Source organism: Streptomyces sp. NPDC052043 (assembly GCF_044548235.1).
GTDB lineage: Bacteria > Actinomycetota > Actinomycetes > Streptomycetales > Streptomycetaceae > Streptomyces.
The window spans coordinates 564061-577783 of record NZ_JBIUBT010000002.1; the positions used below are offsets into that span (position 1 = coordinate 564061).

Annotated in this window: 12 protein-coding genes; 9 read left to right on the forward strand and 3 right to left on the reverse strand. The window is 72.3% G+C overall.

The annotated features are described in order from the left end of the window. Positions 1-234 precede the first annotated feature (234 nt). From ACIHCX_RS07145 to ACIHCX_RS07160, 4 genes are all read left to right on the forward strand, one after another. The gene (locus tag ACIHCX_RS07145) at positions 235-1530 is read left to right on the forward strand and encodes an alpha/beta fold hydrolase (RefSeq protein ID WP_400027425.1); all 1296 of its coding nucleotides are present in this window, start codon (positions 235-237) and stop codon (positions 1528-1530) included. A gap of 64 nt (positions 1531-1594) precedes the next feature. After that, positions 1595-2230, forward strand: coding sequence for an MBL fold metallo-hydrolase (locus ACIHCX_RS07150; RefSeq protein ID WP_400027427.1), 636 nt, complete (start codon positions 1595-1597; stop codon positions 2228-2230). 58 nt (positions 2231-2288) lie between these two features. Next, positions 2289-3068: an exodeoxyribonuclease III gene (locus tag ACIHCX_RS07155; RefSeq protein WP_400027428.1), complete on the forward strand. Its 780-nt coding sequence runs from the start codon at positions 2289-2291 to the stop codon at positions 3066-3068. Positions 3069-3364: 296 nt separating this feature from the next. Further along, the gene (locus ACIHCX_RS07160; protein WP_400027430.1) at positions 3365-3814 is read left to right on the forward strand and encodes a DUF6278 family protein; all 450 of its coding nucleotides are present in this window, start codon (positions 3365-3367) and stop codon (positions 3812-3814) included. A 362-nt stretch (positions 3815-4176) separates the two neighbouring features. Here the strand turns inward: ACIHCX_RS07160 and ACIHCX_RS07165 are convergent, their stop codons facing one another. Next, positions 4177-4938 (reverse strand): hypothetical protein, encoded by a 762-nt coding sequence (locus ACIHCX_RS07165; RefSeq protein WP_400027432.1) that lies wholly within the window; start codon positions 4936-4938, stop codon positions 4177-4179. Between the two features lie 134 nt (positions 4939-5072). Between ACIHCX_RS07165 and ggt the strand changes: the two genes are divergently transcribed. Next, the gene (gene ggt, locus ACIHCX_RS07170; protein ID WP_400027433.1) at positions 5073-6884 is read left to right on the forward strand and encodes a gamma-glutamyltransferase; all 1812 of its coding nucleotides are present in this window, start codon (positions 5073-5075) and stop codon (positions 6882-6884) included. A gap of 94 nt (positions 6885-6978) precedes the next feature. On the opposite strand, the gene ACIHCX_RS07175 is transcribed toward ggt, so the two are convergent. Together ACIHCX_RS07175 and map are read right to left on the reverse strand one after the other, a co-directional pair. After that, complete coding sequence (locus ACIHCX_RS07175; RefSeq protein ID WP_400027434.1) at positions 6979-9543, reverse strand: ATP-dependent Clp protease ATP-binding subunit; 2565 nt, start codon at positions 9541-9543, stop codon at positions 6979-6981. A gap of 285 nt (positions 9544-9828) precedes the next feature. Then, positions 9829-10596 (reverse strand): type I methionyl aminopeptidase, encoded by a 768-nt coding sequence (gene map, locus ACIHCX_RS07180; protein WP_400027435.1) that lies wholly within the window; start codon positions 10594-10596, stop codon positions 9829-9831. Positions 10597-10639: 43 nt separating this feature from the next. Here map and ACIHCX_RS07185 point away from each other — a divergent pair, with 43 nt between their 5' ends. The 4 genes from ACIHCX_RS07185 (at position 10640) to ACIHCX_RS07200 (ending at position 13671) form a co-directional block, all read left to right on the forward strand. Next, positions 10640-10891 (forward strand): helix-turn-helix domain-containing protein, encoded by a 252-nt coding sequence (locus ACIHCX_RS07185; RefSeq protein ID WP_390833402.1) that lies wholly within the window; start codon positions 10640-10642, stop codon positions 10889-10891. Between the two features lie 275 nt (positions 10892-11166). Next, positions 11167-11400: a hypothetical protein gene (locus ACIHCX_RS07190; RefSeq protein WP_400027437.1), complete on the forward strand. Its 234-nt coding sequence runs from the start codon at positions 11167-11169 to the stop codon at positions 11398-11400. Between the two features lie 148 nt (positions 11401-11548). After that, positions 11549-12391: a nitrilase-related carbon-nitrogen hydrolase gene (locus ACIHCX_RS07195; RefSeq protein ID WP_400027439.1), complete on the forward strand. Its 843-nt coding sequence runs from the start codon at positions 11549-11551 to the stop codon at positions 12389-12391. After that, entirely contained in the window at positions 12388-13671 is a 1284-nt protein-coding gene (locus ACIHCX_RS07200) for an aspartate aminotransferase family protein (protein WP_400027440.1), read from the forward strand. Before ACIHCX_RS07195 ends, ACIHCX_RS07200 begins: the two co-directional genes overlap by 4 nt. The last annotated feature ends 52 nt before the right edge of the window (positions 13672-13723 follow it).

Sequence of the window (13723 nt, forward strand, 5' to 3'; positions counted from 1 at the left end):
CGGGAGAGAGTCGCTGAAGGCGTTCCGTGCGGGCCTGCAAGGGCATGGACGAAAACGGCCTTCGCAGGGTCCGTCTGTACGATGCTCGGGCGTCTTGCCTCACGTACCCAACGTGAAGACGACGAAGAGGTGGTACGTGAAGCCGGACGCGGCGGACCTGCTTCCAGCAGCGGAGGCATGGGGAGGTCTCGCAGGGGGCGTGTGACAGATCGTGACAGATGAAGGTGTGGACCCGTGACCGAAGCCAGGATCGAAACGCTGCAATACCGCTTTGACGGGCCGGAACACCTCCCCGTCCTGATCTTGGGACCGTCCCTCGGTACCACATGGCACATGTGGGACCGGCAGGTCCCGGAACTGACGAAGCAGTGGCGTGTGTTCCGGTTCGACCTGCCCGGACACGGGGGAGCGCCCGCGCACCCCGCCGACTCGGTCTCCGACCTGGTCACCCGTCTGCTGGCCACCCTGGACGGACTGGGCGTGCAGCGCTTCGGCTACGCCGGCTGCGCGCTCGGCGGCGCGATCGGCATCGAGCTGGCGCTGCGTCACCCGGAGCGCCTCGCCTCCCTCGCACTGATCGCCACCTCGCCGCGGTTCGGCACCCCCGACGAGTTCCGGCAGCGCGGGGTGATCGTCCGGACGAACGGGCTCGACCCCATCGCCCGCACCTCCCCGGAACGCTGGTTCACCAGTGGTTTCGCCGCCGCGCAGCCCGCGATCACCGACTGGGCCGTGCAGATGGTGCGGACCACCGACCCCGGCTGCTACATCGCGGCCTGCGAGGCCCTCGCCGTCTTCGACTCCCGCGCCGACCTCGGCCACGTCGGCGTGCCCACGCTGGTCCTGGTGGGCTCCGACGACCAGGTCACCGGCCCCGCCGAGGCGCGCACCCTGGTCGCCGGCATCCGCGACGCCCGCCTGGCCGTCGTGCCCGGCGCCTCCCACCTGGTGCCGGTGGAGCAGCCCGGCGCCGTGACCGACCTGCTGGTGCGGCACTTCTCCACCGCCTGGCACCCCGGCTACGACTCGACCAGCGGACAGATGGCGATCGTCGGGCCCCCGGTCAGGCCGGTGCTCGCCGCGCCCGCGCAGGCCTCGCCCATCGCCGAGATCGCCCCGGCGCCCGTACCGGCCCAAGTACCGGGCGGACCGGACCGCTACGACACCGGTCTGAAGATCCGCCGCGAGGTGCTGGGCGACGCGCACGTGGACGAGGCGCTCGCCGAGGCGGAGGACTTCTCCGCCGACTTCCAGGAGCTCCTGACCCGCTACGCCTGGGGCGAGATCTGGGACCGGCCCGGCCTCGACCGGCGCACCCGCAGCTGCGTCGCCCTCACCGCCCTCGTCGCGGGCGGCCATCTCCAGGACGTCGCCGCCCACACCCGGGCCGCCCTGCGCACCGGCCTGACCCCGGACGAGATCAAGGAGGTGCTGCTCCAGACCGCGGTGTACTGCGGTATCCCCGCGGCGGGCGCCGCCTTCCGGACCGCCCAGCAGGTCATACACGAGGAGACGACCCTCGCGGAGTGATCCCGCGGGAGTGCCACCGGGGACCACCCGGGCGCCCGGCGCCCGGGTGGTCCAGGCTGGAGGCATGAGACTCACGAAGAAGACGCACGCCTGCGTACGCCTGGAGAAGGACGGGCGGACGCTCGTCATCGACCCCGGCGGGTTCAGCGAGCAGGACGCCGCGTCCGGCGCGGACGCGATCCTGGTCACCCACGAGCACGCCGACCATTTCGACGAGGGGCGTCTGCGGGCCGCCATGGAGTCCCGCCCCGGCACCGAGATCTGGACCCTGAAGTCGGTCGCGGAGCAGCTCGCCGCCGCCTTCCCGGGCCGTGTCCACACCGTCGGCCACGGCGACACCTTCACCGCCGCGGGGTTCGACGTGCAGGTCCACGGCGAGCTGCACGCGGTGATCCACCCGGACATCCCGCGCATCACCAACGTCGGCTACCTCGTCGACGGCGGCCGCGTCTTCCACCCGGGCGACGCGCTCACCGTGCCCGGTGTCCAGGTCGGGACGCTGATGCTGCCGGTAATGGCGCCCTGGAACAAGATCTCCGAGGTGATCGACTACGTCCGCGAGGTCGGGCCGCAGCGCGCCTACGACATCCACGACGCCCTGCTGACCGACCTGGCCCGCCCGATCTACGACCGCCAGATCGGCACCCTGGGCGGCGCGGAGCACCTGCGGCTGGCGCCGGGGGCGTCGGCGGAGGTCTGAGCCGGGCCCCGGAGCCGGGCAGCGGGCGCTGTCAGTGGCGCCCGGTAGGTTGTGGGGCATGCGCATCGCGACCTGGAACGTGAACTCGATCACCGCCCGTCTGCCCAGGCTGCTGGCCTGGCTGGAGAGCAGCGGCACGGACGTGCTGTGCCTCCAGGAGGCCAAGGTCGCCGAGGACCAGTTCCCGGTCGGCCCCCTGCGCGAACTGGGCTACGAGGCGGCGGTTCACGCCACCGGGCGGTGGAACGGCGTGGCAGTGCTCTCCCGCGTCGGGCTCGAGGACGTGGTCCGCGGCCTGCCCGGCGACCCCGGCTACGAGGGTGTGCAGGAACCCCGCGCCCTCTCCGCGACCTGCGGCCCGCTCCGCGTCTGGTCGGTGTACGTGCCCAACGGCCGCGAGGTGGACCACCCCCACTACGCCTACAAGATCCAGTGGTTCGAGGCCCTCAGGGCGGCCGTCGCCGGTGACGCGGGCGGCAGCCGCCCCTTCGCCGTCCTCGGCGACTACAACGTCGCGCCGACGGACGACGACGTCTACGACCGCGCCGCCTTCGAGGGCTCCACCCACGTCACCCCGGCCGAGCGTGCCGCCCTGACCGCCCTGCGCGAGGTGGGCCTCTCGGACGTGGTCCCCCGGCCCCTGAAGTACGACCACCCGTTCACGTACTGGGACTACCGCCAGCTCTGCTTCCCCAAGAACCGCGGTATGCGCATCGACCTGGTGTACGCCAACGAGCCCTTCGCCAAGGCGGTCACCGACGCTTACGTCGACCGCGAGGAGCGCAAGGGCAAGGGCGCGTCCGACCACGCTCCGGTGGTGGTGGACCTCGACGTCTAGGGCCTGTTGCGAAAGTCCCGTCGTCCGCCCGGAGGGCGGGCCTCGCGGCGTCAGGCGCGTGCTCTCGGCGTGCCGGGCCCTGGCCCTCGTACTGGATGTACTTGGGTCAGGGCCCGGTGCGGCGAGAGTGCGTGCATGGCGTCGCGGGGCAGGCGGGACTTTCGCAACAGGCCCTAGGAGGTCCGAGTCCGGGGCCGGCCGAGGCGGGCCCCGGGGCCGGCCGAGGCGGGCCCCGGGGCCGGCCGGGCCCGCGCGCCTGTGGTGCGCCCGGGCGTGTGAATGTCACCCTGGGGGGCATGGACATCCCTTTCCTGGACAGGTGGCGCAAACGGCAGGACACGTCCTTCGGTGCCGTGGTGTTCTCCGAGGGGTCCGAGGGAGCCGAGGGCCGGGCGGGTCTCACGCAACTCCTCTCCGAGTGCGAGCTGTTGCGCTCCCAGGTGTCCGGGGCGGGACTCAGGCTCGACGACTCCGCCGCGTCCCTCGAGGCGCTGGACCAGTTGCTGCCGCGCTGGCGGGACGACGAGGAGACCCTGGCCTGGCTCGGCAACGACGCCGGGCTGTACCTGGGCACGGTCGTCGTACGGACCGTGCCCGGCGCCGGCTGGGAGATCGGGCCCGGCGGCCGTCCGGTCGTCCGGCTGGCCTCCGGACGCGAGATCGACGTGGTGAGCGCCGGCCATGACTGGGCCGGCGCCGGGGCGCCCGAACTCTCCCAGCTGTACGCGGAGATCGCGGAGGACTGACCGCCGGGACGAGCGGGGCGCACGGCCGCCGAGGGGCGTTCCGCCACACCGCCGGGCCCGGCACGCCCGACCTCGACTACGATGTTTCGCTCGTCCCTTGTGGCGGTGACGCTTTGGCCCACCGTCATCGGGACGGGGACGCTGCTGCCGGGTGAGGCACCCCCAGGGCGGCCCCTCGACCGTAGGGGGCAGCAGGTCACAGAGCCATACCCGGCCGGCGGCAGCCGGAGATCACTGCTCGCGCAGGGGGACGGACCGACATGACGGGCCGTCCGCCGGCGGGAAGAAGGTCAGCTGCGCGCCGGGCGGGTTGTGCTTGACGCGGTTCCCCGCCGAACGGCCCACAGGCTCGCGGCCGCACGTCACTTTCCGGCGTCGCTCGTTGCGGGATCGGCTTCGGGTTCCGGCAGGGGCGCCCGAGCCACGCGGGTCACATCCGCCACGAGTTCGACCACGTCCGGGCCGTAGGCCTGGGAGCTGATCACCTTCAGCAGCAGTACGAAGGACCCGTTGCCGTACTTGCGGTGCAGCCGCTCGTGGTGGCGGGCCAGATAGCGGGTCGCGGCCTGGTTGTCGATCGCGCGCTGGCCGCAGAACAGGAACACCGGCCGGGTGCCGCTGCGCTCGCCGTCGGTGAGACGGGCCAGCAGCACGTACTCCGTGACACCCGCGTCCATGCGGTAGTGCTCGGTGCCGATCCGGAAGGCACTCCGGTCCGGGCCCCGTTTCTGGTCGGTGTTCACCCGCACGCCCGGCAGCAGGGCCGCCATGTGCGCCGCCATTCGCCGGTTGGACCCGGGACCTCCGACGCAGAACTCGGTGCGCTCGCCGAAGCCCTGATGGACCGTGTCCTGGGTGACCATCTGGACGTTCGCCCCGCAGCCCTTGATCAGCGCGGCGAGTTCCAGCAGGGCGAACACGTCGAACCGGTGCACCGCGAGTTCGGCCGTCGCCGGGTCGCGGTTGACCACCAGCAGCGACTCGGCGTTCTCGGGCAGCCCGAAGAAGGCCCGCTTGCGGCGCAGCCTGCGCCGCCACAGATAGGTGCGGGCCAGCCAGCCGACCGCGGCACTGACCGCTGTCGCGGCCACTCCCAGGACGATGTTGCGCACGTCGTCGTTCATGGCCGCGCATGGTAGCCGGTCAGCGCACCTGTGTTCGACACTCGACTGGCTCAGTTGTCCTGACGGGAGCATGGCAATCAATTAGGCTGCGCCAACGGTCAGGCAACCGAACCACAACCAACGTGGAGGTGCGGATGCGGCGTCCTGTCGCACGGAAACTGGCGGTCCTGGCGGTCTCGGCCGCCGTGGTGTCGGTGGGCGCCGCGGCCCCGCCCACCGCCCAGCCGGAGGCGAAGCCGAGACCGGTCCAGAAGGTCCCCCTGGCGGTCGGCTACGGCGGCGCCGTGGCCAGCGTCGACGCGGACGCCTCCGCCGCCGGTATCGAGGTGCTGAAGCAGGGCGGCAACGCCGTCGACGCGGCCGTCGCCACCGCCGCCGCCCTCGGCGTCACCGAGCCCTACTCCGCCGGCATCGGCGGAGGCGGCTACTTCGTCTACTACGACGCCCGCTCCCGCACGGTGCACACCATCGACGGCCGCGAGACCGCCCCGCGGACCGCCGACTCGAACCTCTTCGTGGAGAACGGCAAGCCGCTCGCCTTCGCCGACGCCGTCACCAGCGGCCTGAGCGTCGGCACCCCGGGCACGCCCGCCACCTGGCAGACGGCGCTGGACCACTGGGGCACCAAACGACTGGGCGCGGTCCTGAAGCCGGCCCAGAAGCTGGCCCGCGACGGCTTCACCGTCGACGAGACCTTCCGCTCGCAGACCGCCGACAACGAGGCCCGCTTCCGCAACTTCCCCGACACCGCCAAGCTGTTCCTGCCCGGCGGGAAGGTACCGGCGGTCGGCTCGACCCTGAAGAACCCCGACCTCGCCCGCACCTATCAGGAGCTGGCCGCCAAGGGCGTCGGCGCGATCTACCAGGGCGACCTCGGCAAGGACATCGTCAAGACCGTCAACCACCCGCCCGTCGACCCGAAGTCGGGCTGGAACGCCCGCCCGGGCAAGCTGTCCACCAAGGACCTCGCGGCCTACCGCGCCAAGCTCCAGGCGCCCACGCAGACCTCGTACCGGGGCCTGCGCGTGTACTCCATCGCGCCCTCGTCCTCCGGTGGCACGACCGTCGGCGAGGCGCTCAACATCCTTCAGCGCACGGACCTTTCGACGGCGAGCGAGGTCCAGTACCTGCACCACTACATCGAGGCGAGCCGGATCGCCTTCGCCGACCGCGGGCGCTGGGTCGGCGACCCCGCCTTCGAGAACGTGCCCACCAAGCAGCTGCTGTCGCAGAAGTTCGCCGACTCCCGCGCCTGCCTGATCAAGGACGACGCGGTCCTCACCAGCCCGCTCGCGCCCGGCGACCCGCGCCACCCCGAGGCCTGCTCCCGGGGCGGCACGGCCGCGCCGACGACGTACGAGGGGGAGAACACCACGCACCTGACGGTCGCCGACCGATGGGGCAACGTCGTCGCCTACACCCTCACCATCGAGCAGACCGGCGGCAGCGGCATCACCGTGCCCGGCCGGGGCTTCCTGCTCAACAACGAGCTGACGGACTTCTCCTTCGCCCCCGCCAACCCCGCCGTGCACGACCCGAACCTGCCCGGTCCGGGCAAGCGGCCGCGCTCGTCGATCTCGCCGACGATCGTGCTGGACCGGCTCGACCGGCCGGTGGTGGCGCTCGGTTCGCCGGGTGGCGCGACCATCATCACCACCGTGCTCCAGACCCTGACCGGGTTCCTCGACCGGCACCTGTCCCTGGTCGACGCGATCGCCGCGCCGCGCGCCAGCCAGCGCAACGCCGCCCAGACGGAACTCGAACCCGCCCTCTACGACAGCGTGGTGAAGAAGCAGCTGGAGGCGATCGGCCACTCCTTCACGCTCAACCCCGAGATCGGCGCCGCCACGGGCATCCAGAGCCTGCCGGACGGGCGATGGCTGGCCGCCGCGGAGAAGGTGCGCCGGGGCGGCGGCTCGGCGATGGTGGTCAATCCCTCACCGTGAACCGCCGGGCACGGTGACACGGCGGGGCCCGCCTCCCGGAAGGGACGGCGGGCCCCGGCCGTTCACCCGGCTCACGGCTCACGGCTCACCCGGTTCACTCCGTGGACGAAGGCTCCGTCTCCTTGTTCCAGGTGTCGAAGGTGAGCCGGTCGTCCTTCGCGTCCACCATGACCCGGCCGCCCTCGCGGACCCGGCCGGCCAGGAGCAGCCGGGAGAGCTGGTTCTCGACCTCCCGCTGGATGGTGCGGCGCAGCGGACGGGCGCCGTACTCGGGCTGGTGGCCGCGCCGGGCGAGCCAGTCGACGGCCGCCTCGGTGAACTCGACTGTGACGTCCTGCGCGTGCAGCAGCCGGCGCGTCTTCTCCAGCAGCAGATCGGTGATCTGCCGCAACTGCTGGGCGGTCAGCTGGCGGAAGACGACGATCTCGTCGATCCGGTTGAGGAACTCGGGCCGGAAGTGCTCGCGCAGCGGCCGGAGGATCTGCTCGCGCCGCGCCTCCTCGTCCGCCTCCGCGTCGCCCGCGCCGAACCCGATGCCGGCGCCGCGCCGGGTGATCGCCTCCGAACCGAGGTTGCTGGTCATCACGATGACGGTGTGGGTGAAGTCCACCGTGCGGCCCTGGGAGTCGGTGAGCCGCCCGTCGTCGAGCACCTGGAGCAGGATGTTGAAGACGTCCGGGTGCGCCTTCTCCACCTCGTCGAGCAGCAGCAGCGAGTACGGATGCCGGCGCACCACCTCGGTGAGCTGTCCGGCCTCCTCGTGGCCGACGTACCCGGGCGGGGCGCCCACCAGCCGGCTGACGGTGTGCCGCTCCTGGTACTCGCTCATGTCCAGGCGGACCATGCGGTCCTCGCTGGAGAACAGGACCTCGGCCAGTGCCCGGGCCAGCTCGGTCTTGCCGACGCCGGTCGGGCCGAGGAACAGGAAGCTGCCGATCGGCCGGTCCGGGCTGGCCAGCCCGGCGCGGGAGCGCAGCACCGCCTCGGCGACCGCGCTCACGGCCTCCTCCTGGCCGACGACCCGCCGGTGCAGGTGCAGCTCCAGGCCGAGCAGGCGCTCCTTCTCCTCCTGGGTGAGGCTGCTGACGGGGATGCCGGTCTGCCGCGACACCACCTCCGCGATGGCCTCCGCGGTGACCTCCAGATGCTGCCCCTCGTCGGCCTCGCCGCCGCCGGTGGCCTGGCCGATCCGCTGCTTCAGCTCGGTGATCCGGTCCCGCAACTGCGTGGCCTGCTCGTACTGTTCGTCCGCGACCGCCTGGTCCTTGTCCAGGGTGAGCTGCTCGACCTCGCGCTCCATGGCCCGTACGTCGGTGCCCTTGGTGCGTGCCCGCAGCTTCACTCGGGCACCGGCCTGGTCGATCAGGTCGATCGCCTTGTCCGGCAGACGGCGCTCCGTCAGATAGCGGTCGGACAGCTCCACGGCGGCCACCAGTGCCTCGTCGGTGTAGCGCACCTGGTGGTGGGCCTCGTAGCGGTCGCGCAGCCCGCGCAGGATCTCCAGCGCGTCCGCGACGGACGGCTCGGGCACCAGGATCGGCTGGAACCGGCGGGCCAGCGCCGCGTCCTTCTCGATCCGCCGGAACTCCTCCAGCGTCGTCGCGCCCACGATGTGCAGCTCGCCGCGGGAGAGGGCGGGCTTGAGGATGTTGCCCGCGTCCATCGCGCCGCCCTCGCCGCCCGCGCCGGCGCCGACGACGGTGTGCAGCTCGTCGATGAAGACGATCAGCCGGTCGGAGTTGGTGCGGATCTCGCTGACGATGTTGTTCAGCCGCTCCTCGAAGTCGCCCCGGTACCGGGTGCCCGCGACGACGCCCGTCAGGTCCAGGGCCACCACCCGGCGGCCGATCAGGATGTCGGGCACGTCCCCGTCGGCGATCCGCTGCGCCAGCCCCTCCACGATGGCGGTCTTGCCGACGCCCGCGTCACCGATGAGCACCGGGTTGTTCTTGCCCCGCCGGGAGAGCACCTCGATGGTCTGCTCGATCTCCTGCTCCCGCCCGATCACCGGGTCGATGCGCCCCTGCCGGGCCAGTTCGGTCAGATCGCGCCCGTACCTGTCGAGGGTCGGCGTCGAGGTGGACCGCTGCCGCTCCGCCCCGGACGGCGCGGGGGTTTCCGGGGTCTCGGGCGGCACGCCGGACGAGGAGAAGCGGGCCGCGTTCAGGATGTGCCCGGCCGCCGAGTCGGGGTTCGCGGCGAGCGCGCTGAGCACATGCTCCGGGCCGATGTAGCCGGCGCCGCTGGCCCGCGCCATGTCGTGGGCGTCGAGGAAGGCGCGTTTGACGGCCGGGGTGAGTGACAGGGAGGTCGGCGGCGGCGCCTCGCCCGCCGGGTGCTGCACGGGGCCGGCCCGCTCGTCGATCTGCGTCGCCAGAGAGTCGGGGTCCGCACCGGAGCGGCTGAGCAGACTGCGGGTGGGCTCGGCGGAGAGCGCGGCCCGCAGCAGGTGCTCGGTGTCCAGATCCCGGCTGCCGTGCTCCGCGGCGTACTGCGCCGCGCCCCGCACCAGCTCCCGGGCGGGCTGGCTCAGCAGCCGGCCGATGTCCACGTGCCGGGGGCCGGGGTGGGGTCCGCCGAAGAAGCGGGCGAAGAGTTCACCGAAGGGGTCGCGGTCGCGGTCGCCGTCGCCCTCCGGGCCGTTGAAGCCGCTGGTCATCGCTGTCCGTTCCGTCGCTGACAGTGGCTCCCGCCGGGTAACCGGGTGGGGGTCGTTTCATGCCACGATGGCACGCTCCGTTGGTTGCGGCACGTCCAGAGCGCCGGTGGGCCCGGGGTCGGCGGTGCTCCTGCGGCCGCGGGTCAGGCGGCTGTCGCGGCCGATGCGGCCATCGCGGGCGATGCGGCCGCCGCGGATGGTGCGGCCGTCGCGGGCAGTGCCGCCGTCGCGCCCAGGCGGTGGACCCGGACGTCGGTACGGCCCCGTTCCCCTGAGGCGGGCGGCCTACCGGTGCGTGAGCACGCGCGGGCCCGTTTCCATGATCGCCACCGTGTGCTCGACGTGGGCCGCGCGGGAGCCGTCGTCGGTACGCAGGGTCCAGCCGTCCGGAGCCGCGTGGTAGCCGTCCGTGCCGCCGGCGATCAGCATGGGCTCGATGGCGAGGACCATGCCGTGACGCAGGGGCAGGCCCCGGCCCGGCCGGCCCTCGTTCGGGACGCCGGGGTCCTCGTGCATGTGGCGGCCGATGCCGTGGCCGCCGAACCCGTCCGGGATGCCATAGCCCGCCGCGCGGCACACCGAGCCGATGGCGTGGGCGATGTCGCCGATGCGGTTGCCGACCACGGCCGCCTCGATGCCCGCGGCCAGCGCCCGCTCGGCGGTCTCGATCAGCCGCAGGTCCGCGGGGCGCGGCCGGCCCACGACGAAGCTGATCGCCGAGTCGCCGGCCCAGCCGCCGAGCGTCGCGCCGAAGTCCAGGGAGACGAGGTCGCCGTCGCGCAGCCGGTAGCGGGTGGGGATCCCGTGCACGATCGCGTCGTTCACCGAGGTGCAGAGCACGGCGGGGAAGGGGGTCGGAGCGAAGGAGGGCCGATAGCCGAGGAACGGCGAGCCCGCGCCCGCCTCCCGCAGGACGTCGTGGGCCACCTCGTCCAGTTCCAGCAGGGACACTCCCACGCCGGCGGCCTTGCGCGCGGTGGTCAGGGCCCGCGCCACGACCTGGCCGGCCTCGTACATCTCGTCGATCGACGTGTTCGTCTTCAGTTCCACCATGCCAATTACTATACCGGTATTTGAATCGCGGTAGGATGCCCGTATGGTCCGCACCCCCCTGACTCCCGAGGAACGCGAGCGCGGCGAGCGGCTCGGCCGCCTGCTGCGCGCGGCGCGCGGCGACCGCAGCATGGCGCAGATCGCGGCGAGCGCGGGCATCTCGGCCGAGACGCTGCGCAAGATCGAGACCGGCCGGGCCCCGACCCCGGCCTTCTTCACGATCGCCGCGCTGGCCCGGGTGCTCGGCCTGTCCATGGAGGAACTGGCCGAACGGAGCGCACTGGCCGGGGTATGAGAGCGCCCGCGCCGTCCGCGTCGGCCGGGGTAGGGGCGTCGGTGCCGTGACATCGGCCGGGACGCCGCGCGCGTGACCGTGGTCTGTCCGTGCCGCCCGCGGTGGTCGTCGGCGTGGGTGGAGCACCGCGGGCGGTACGGGGCTCAGTGGGTGGACGGCTTGTCGGACCGGGAGGGGCCGCCCGGGGGCGGAACCGACGGGCGGCCCGGTGTCGTGCAAGAGCCAAGCCGAGTTCGTCTGCGTGCCCTGTGGCTTCACCTGCAACGCCGATACCAATGCAGCAACCAACGTCGCGGCAGGACAGGGCGGGATCCCTCGCCCCGCCGGCCCTGGTCGCGCGGCACGAGTCGGTGGCCGAGCCCGCCCTGGACAGGCTGGTGCGGCTGACCTTCTCGGTCGCCCGGGCGTTCCGTGACGACGGGCTCCAGGCCGACCCCGCGCCCCGCGAGCTGCTGACCAGGGTGAGGGCCCAGGTCCCGGCCTCGCCGTCACGTCCCTCCCACCCGTAGCCGCGCTCACCCACCGGAGTGCGAAACACGATCGACTTCGCGGGTTGACGACAATGGTCTTGGCAAGCCAGGAGAAGAGGCTTACGTTCGTGCCTCTAGGCCTGTTCTACGGGCGTAGAGGCTCTGACGTACGTCGAAGGAGCAGCTCATGGCCAACGTCGTCCGTGCGGCCCTGGTCCAGGCCACCTGGACCGGCGACACCGAGTCCATGGTCGCCAAACACGAGGAGCACGCCCGCGAGGCGGCCCGTCAGGGGGCCCGGATCATCGGGTTCCAGGAAGTCTTCAACGCACCGTACTTCTGCCAGGTCCAGGAGCCGGAGCACTACCGCTGGGCCGAGCCGGTGCCGGACGGGCCCACCGTGCGGCGCATGCGGGAACTCGCCCGCGAGAGCGGCATGGTGATCGTCGTCCCGGTGTTCGAGGTCGAGCAGTCCGGCTTCTACTACAACACCGCCGCCGTGATCGACGCCGACGGCAGCTACCTCGGCAAGTACCGCAAGCACCACATCCCGCAGGTCAAGGGCTTCTGGGAGAAGTACTACTTCAAACCCGGCAACCTCGGCTGGCCCGTCTTCGACACCGCCGTCGGCAAGGTCGGCGTCTACATCTGCTACGACCGCCACTTCCCGGAGGGCTGGCGACAGCTCGGTCTGAACGGCGCCCAGCTCGTCTACAACCCGTCCGCCACCCACCGCGGCCTGTCCGCCCACCTGTGGCAGCTGGAACAGCCGGCCGCCGCCGTCGCCAACGAGTACTTCGTCGCCGCGATCAACCGCGTCGGCCGGGAGGAGTACGGCGACAACGACTTCTACGGAACGAGCTACTTCGTCGACCCGCGCGGACAGTTCGTCGGAGACGTCGCCGGCGACTCGAAGGAGGAACTCCTCGTCCGCGACCTCGACTTCGACCTCATCGAAGAGGTGCGGCAGCAGTGGGCCTTCTACCGCGACCGCCGCCCCGACGCCTACGAAGGGCTGGTGCAGCCGTGAGCGACCTGTACGACCGTCACCGGGCCGTCACACCCGACTGGCTGGCGCTCTACTACGAGGACCCGATCGAGATCACCCACGGCGAGGGCCGCCACGTCTGGGACGCCGACGGCCGGCGCTACCTCGACTTCTTCGGCGGAATCCTCACCACCATGACCGCCCACGCGCTGCCCGAGGTCACCAAGGCGGTGGGCGAGCAGGCCGGGCGGATCATCCACTCCTCCACGCTCTACCTCAACCGACCGATGGTCGAACTCGCCGAACGCGTCGCCCAGTTGAGCGGAATCCCGGACGCCCGGGTGTTCTTCACCACCTCCGGCACCGAGGCCAACGACACCGCCCTGCTGCTGGCGACGACGTACCGGCGCGCCAACACCGTCCTCGCCATGCGCAACAGCTACCACGGCCGCTCCTTCAGCGCCGTCGGCATCACCGGCAACCGCGGCTGGTCCCCGACCTCCCTGTCCCCGCTCCAGACGCTGTACGTCCACGGCGGCGTACGTACCCGCGGGCCCTTCGCCCACCTGAACGACGCCGAGTTCATCGCCGCCTGCGTCGAGGACCTCAAGGACCTCCTCGGCCACACCCGCCCGCCCGCCGCGCTGATCGCCGAACCCGTCCAGGGCGTCGGCGGCTTCACCTCCCCGCCCGACGGCCTGTACGCCGCCTTCCGGGACGTGCTCCAGGAGCACGGCATCCTGTGGATCTCCGACGAGGTGCAGACCGGCTGGGGCCGCACCGGCGACCACTTCTGGGGCTGGCAGGCGCACGGAAGCAGCGGACCGCCCGACATCGTCACCTTCGCCAAGGGCATCGGCAACGGCTCGTCCATCGGCGGGGTCGTCGCCCGCGCCGAGATCATGAACTGCCTGGACGCCAACAGCATCTCCACCTTCGGCGGCACCCAGCTGACCATGGCCGCGGGCCTGGCCAACCTCAACTACCTCCTGGAACACGACCTCCAGGGCAACGCGCGGCGCGTCGGCGGACTGCTCATCGAGCGGCTGCGGGCCGCCGCCGCCCAGCTGCCCGGCGTCCGCGAGGTCCGCGGCCGCGGGCTGATGATCGGCGTCGAACTGACCCGGCCGGGGACGGACGAGGCCGATCCGCGGGCGGCCACCGCGGTGCTGGAGGCGGCCCGGCAGGGCGGCCTGCTCATCGGCAAGGGCGGCGGGCACAACACCAGCGCCCTGCGCATCGCCCCACCACTGTCCCTGACCGTCGCGGAGGCCGAGGAGGGCGCCGCGATCCTGGAGGGCGCACTGCGCGCCGCCTACTAGCGCCGCGGCACCAGCACCAGGCGCCACCTACCAGCGCCGCGGCGCTGACGCC

Coding starts and splice junctions, on each gene's coding strand:
- ACIHCX_RS07150 (WP_400027427.1), top strand. CDS start 1,595: ATGAGACTCACGAAGAAGACGCACGCCTGCGTACGCCTGGAGAAGGAC.
- ACIHCX_RS07155 (WP_400027428.1), top strand. CDS start 2,289: ATGCGCATCGCGACCTGGAACGTGAACTCGATCACCGCCCGTCTGCCC.
- ACIHCX_RS07160 (WP_400027430.1), top strand. CDS start 3,365: ATGGACATCCCTTTCCTGGACAGGTGGCGCAAACGGCAGGACACGTCC.
- ACIHCX_RS07165 (WP_400027432.1), bottom strand. CDS start 4,938: ATGAACGACGACGTGCGCAACATCGTCCTGGGAGTGGCCGCGACAGCG.
- ggt (WP_400027433.1), top strand. CDS start 5,073: ATGCGGCGTCCTGTCGCACGGAAACTGGCGGTCCTGGCGGTCTCGGCC.
- ACIHCX_RS07175 (WP_400027434.1), bottom strand. CDS start 9,543: ATGACCAGCGGCTTCAACGGCCCGGAGGGCGACGGCGACCGCGACCGC.
- map (WP_400027435.1), bottom strand. CDS start 10,596: ATGGTGGAACTGAAGACGAACACGTCGATCGACGAGATGTACGAGGCC.
- ACIHCX_RS07185 (WP_390833402.1), top strand. CDS start 10,640: ATGGTCCGCACCCCCCTGACTCCCGAGGAACGCGAGCGCGGCGAGCGG.
- ACIHCX_RS07190 (WP_400027437.1), top strand. CDS start 11,167: ATGCAGCAACCAACGTCGCGGCAGGACAGGGCGGGATCCCTCGCCCCG.
- ACIHCX_RS07195 (WP_400027439.1), top strand. CDS start 11,549: ATGGCCAACGTCGTCCGTGCGGCCCTGGTCCAGGCCACCTGGACCGGC.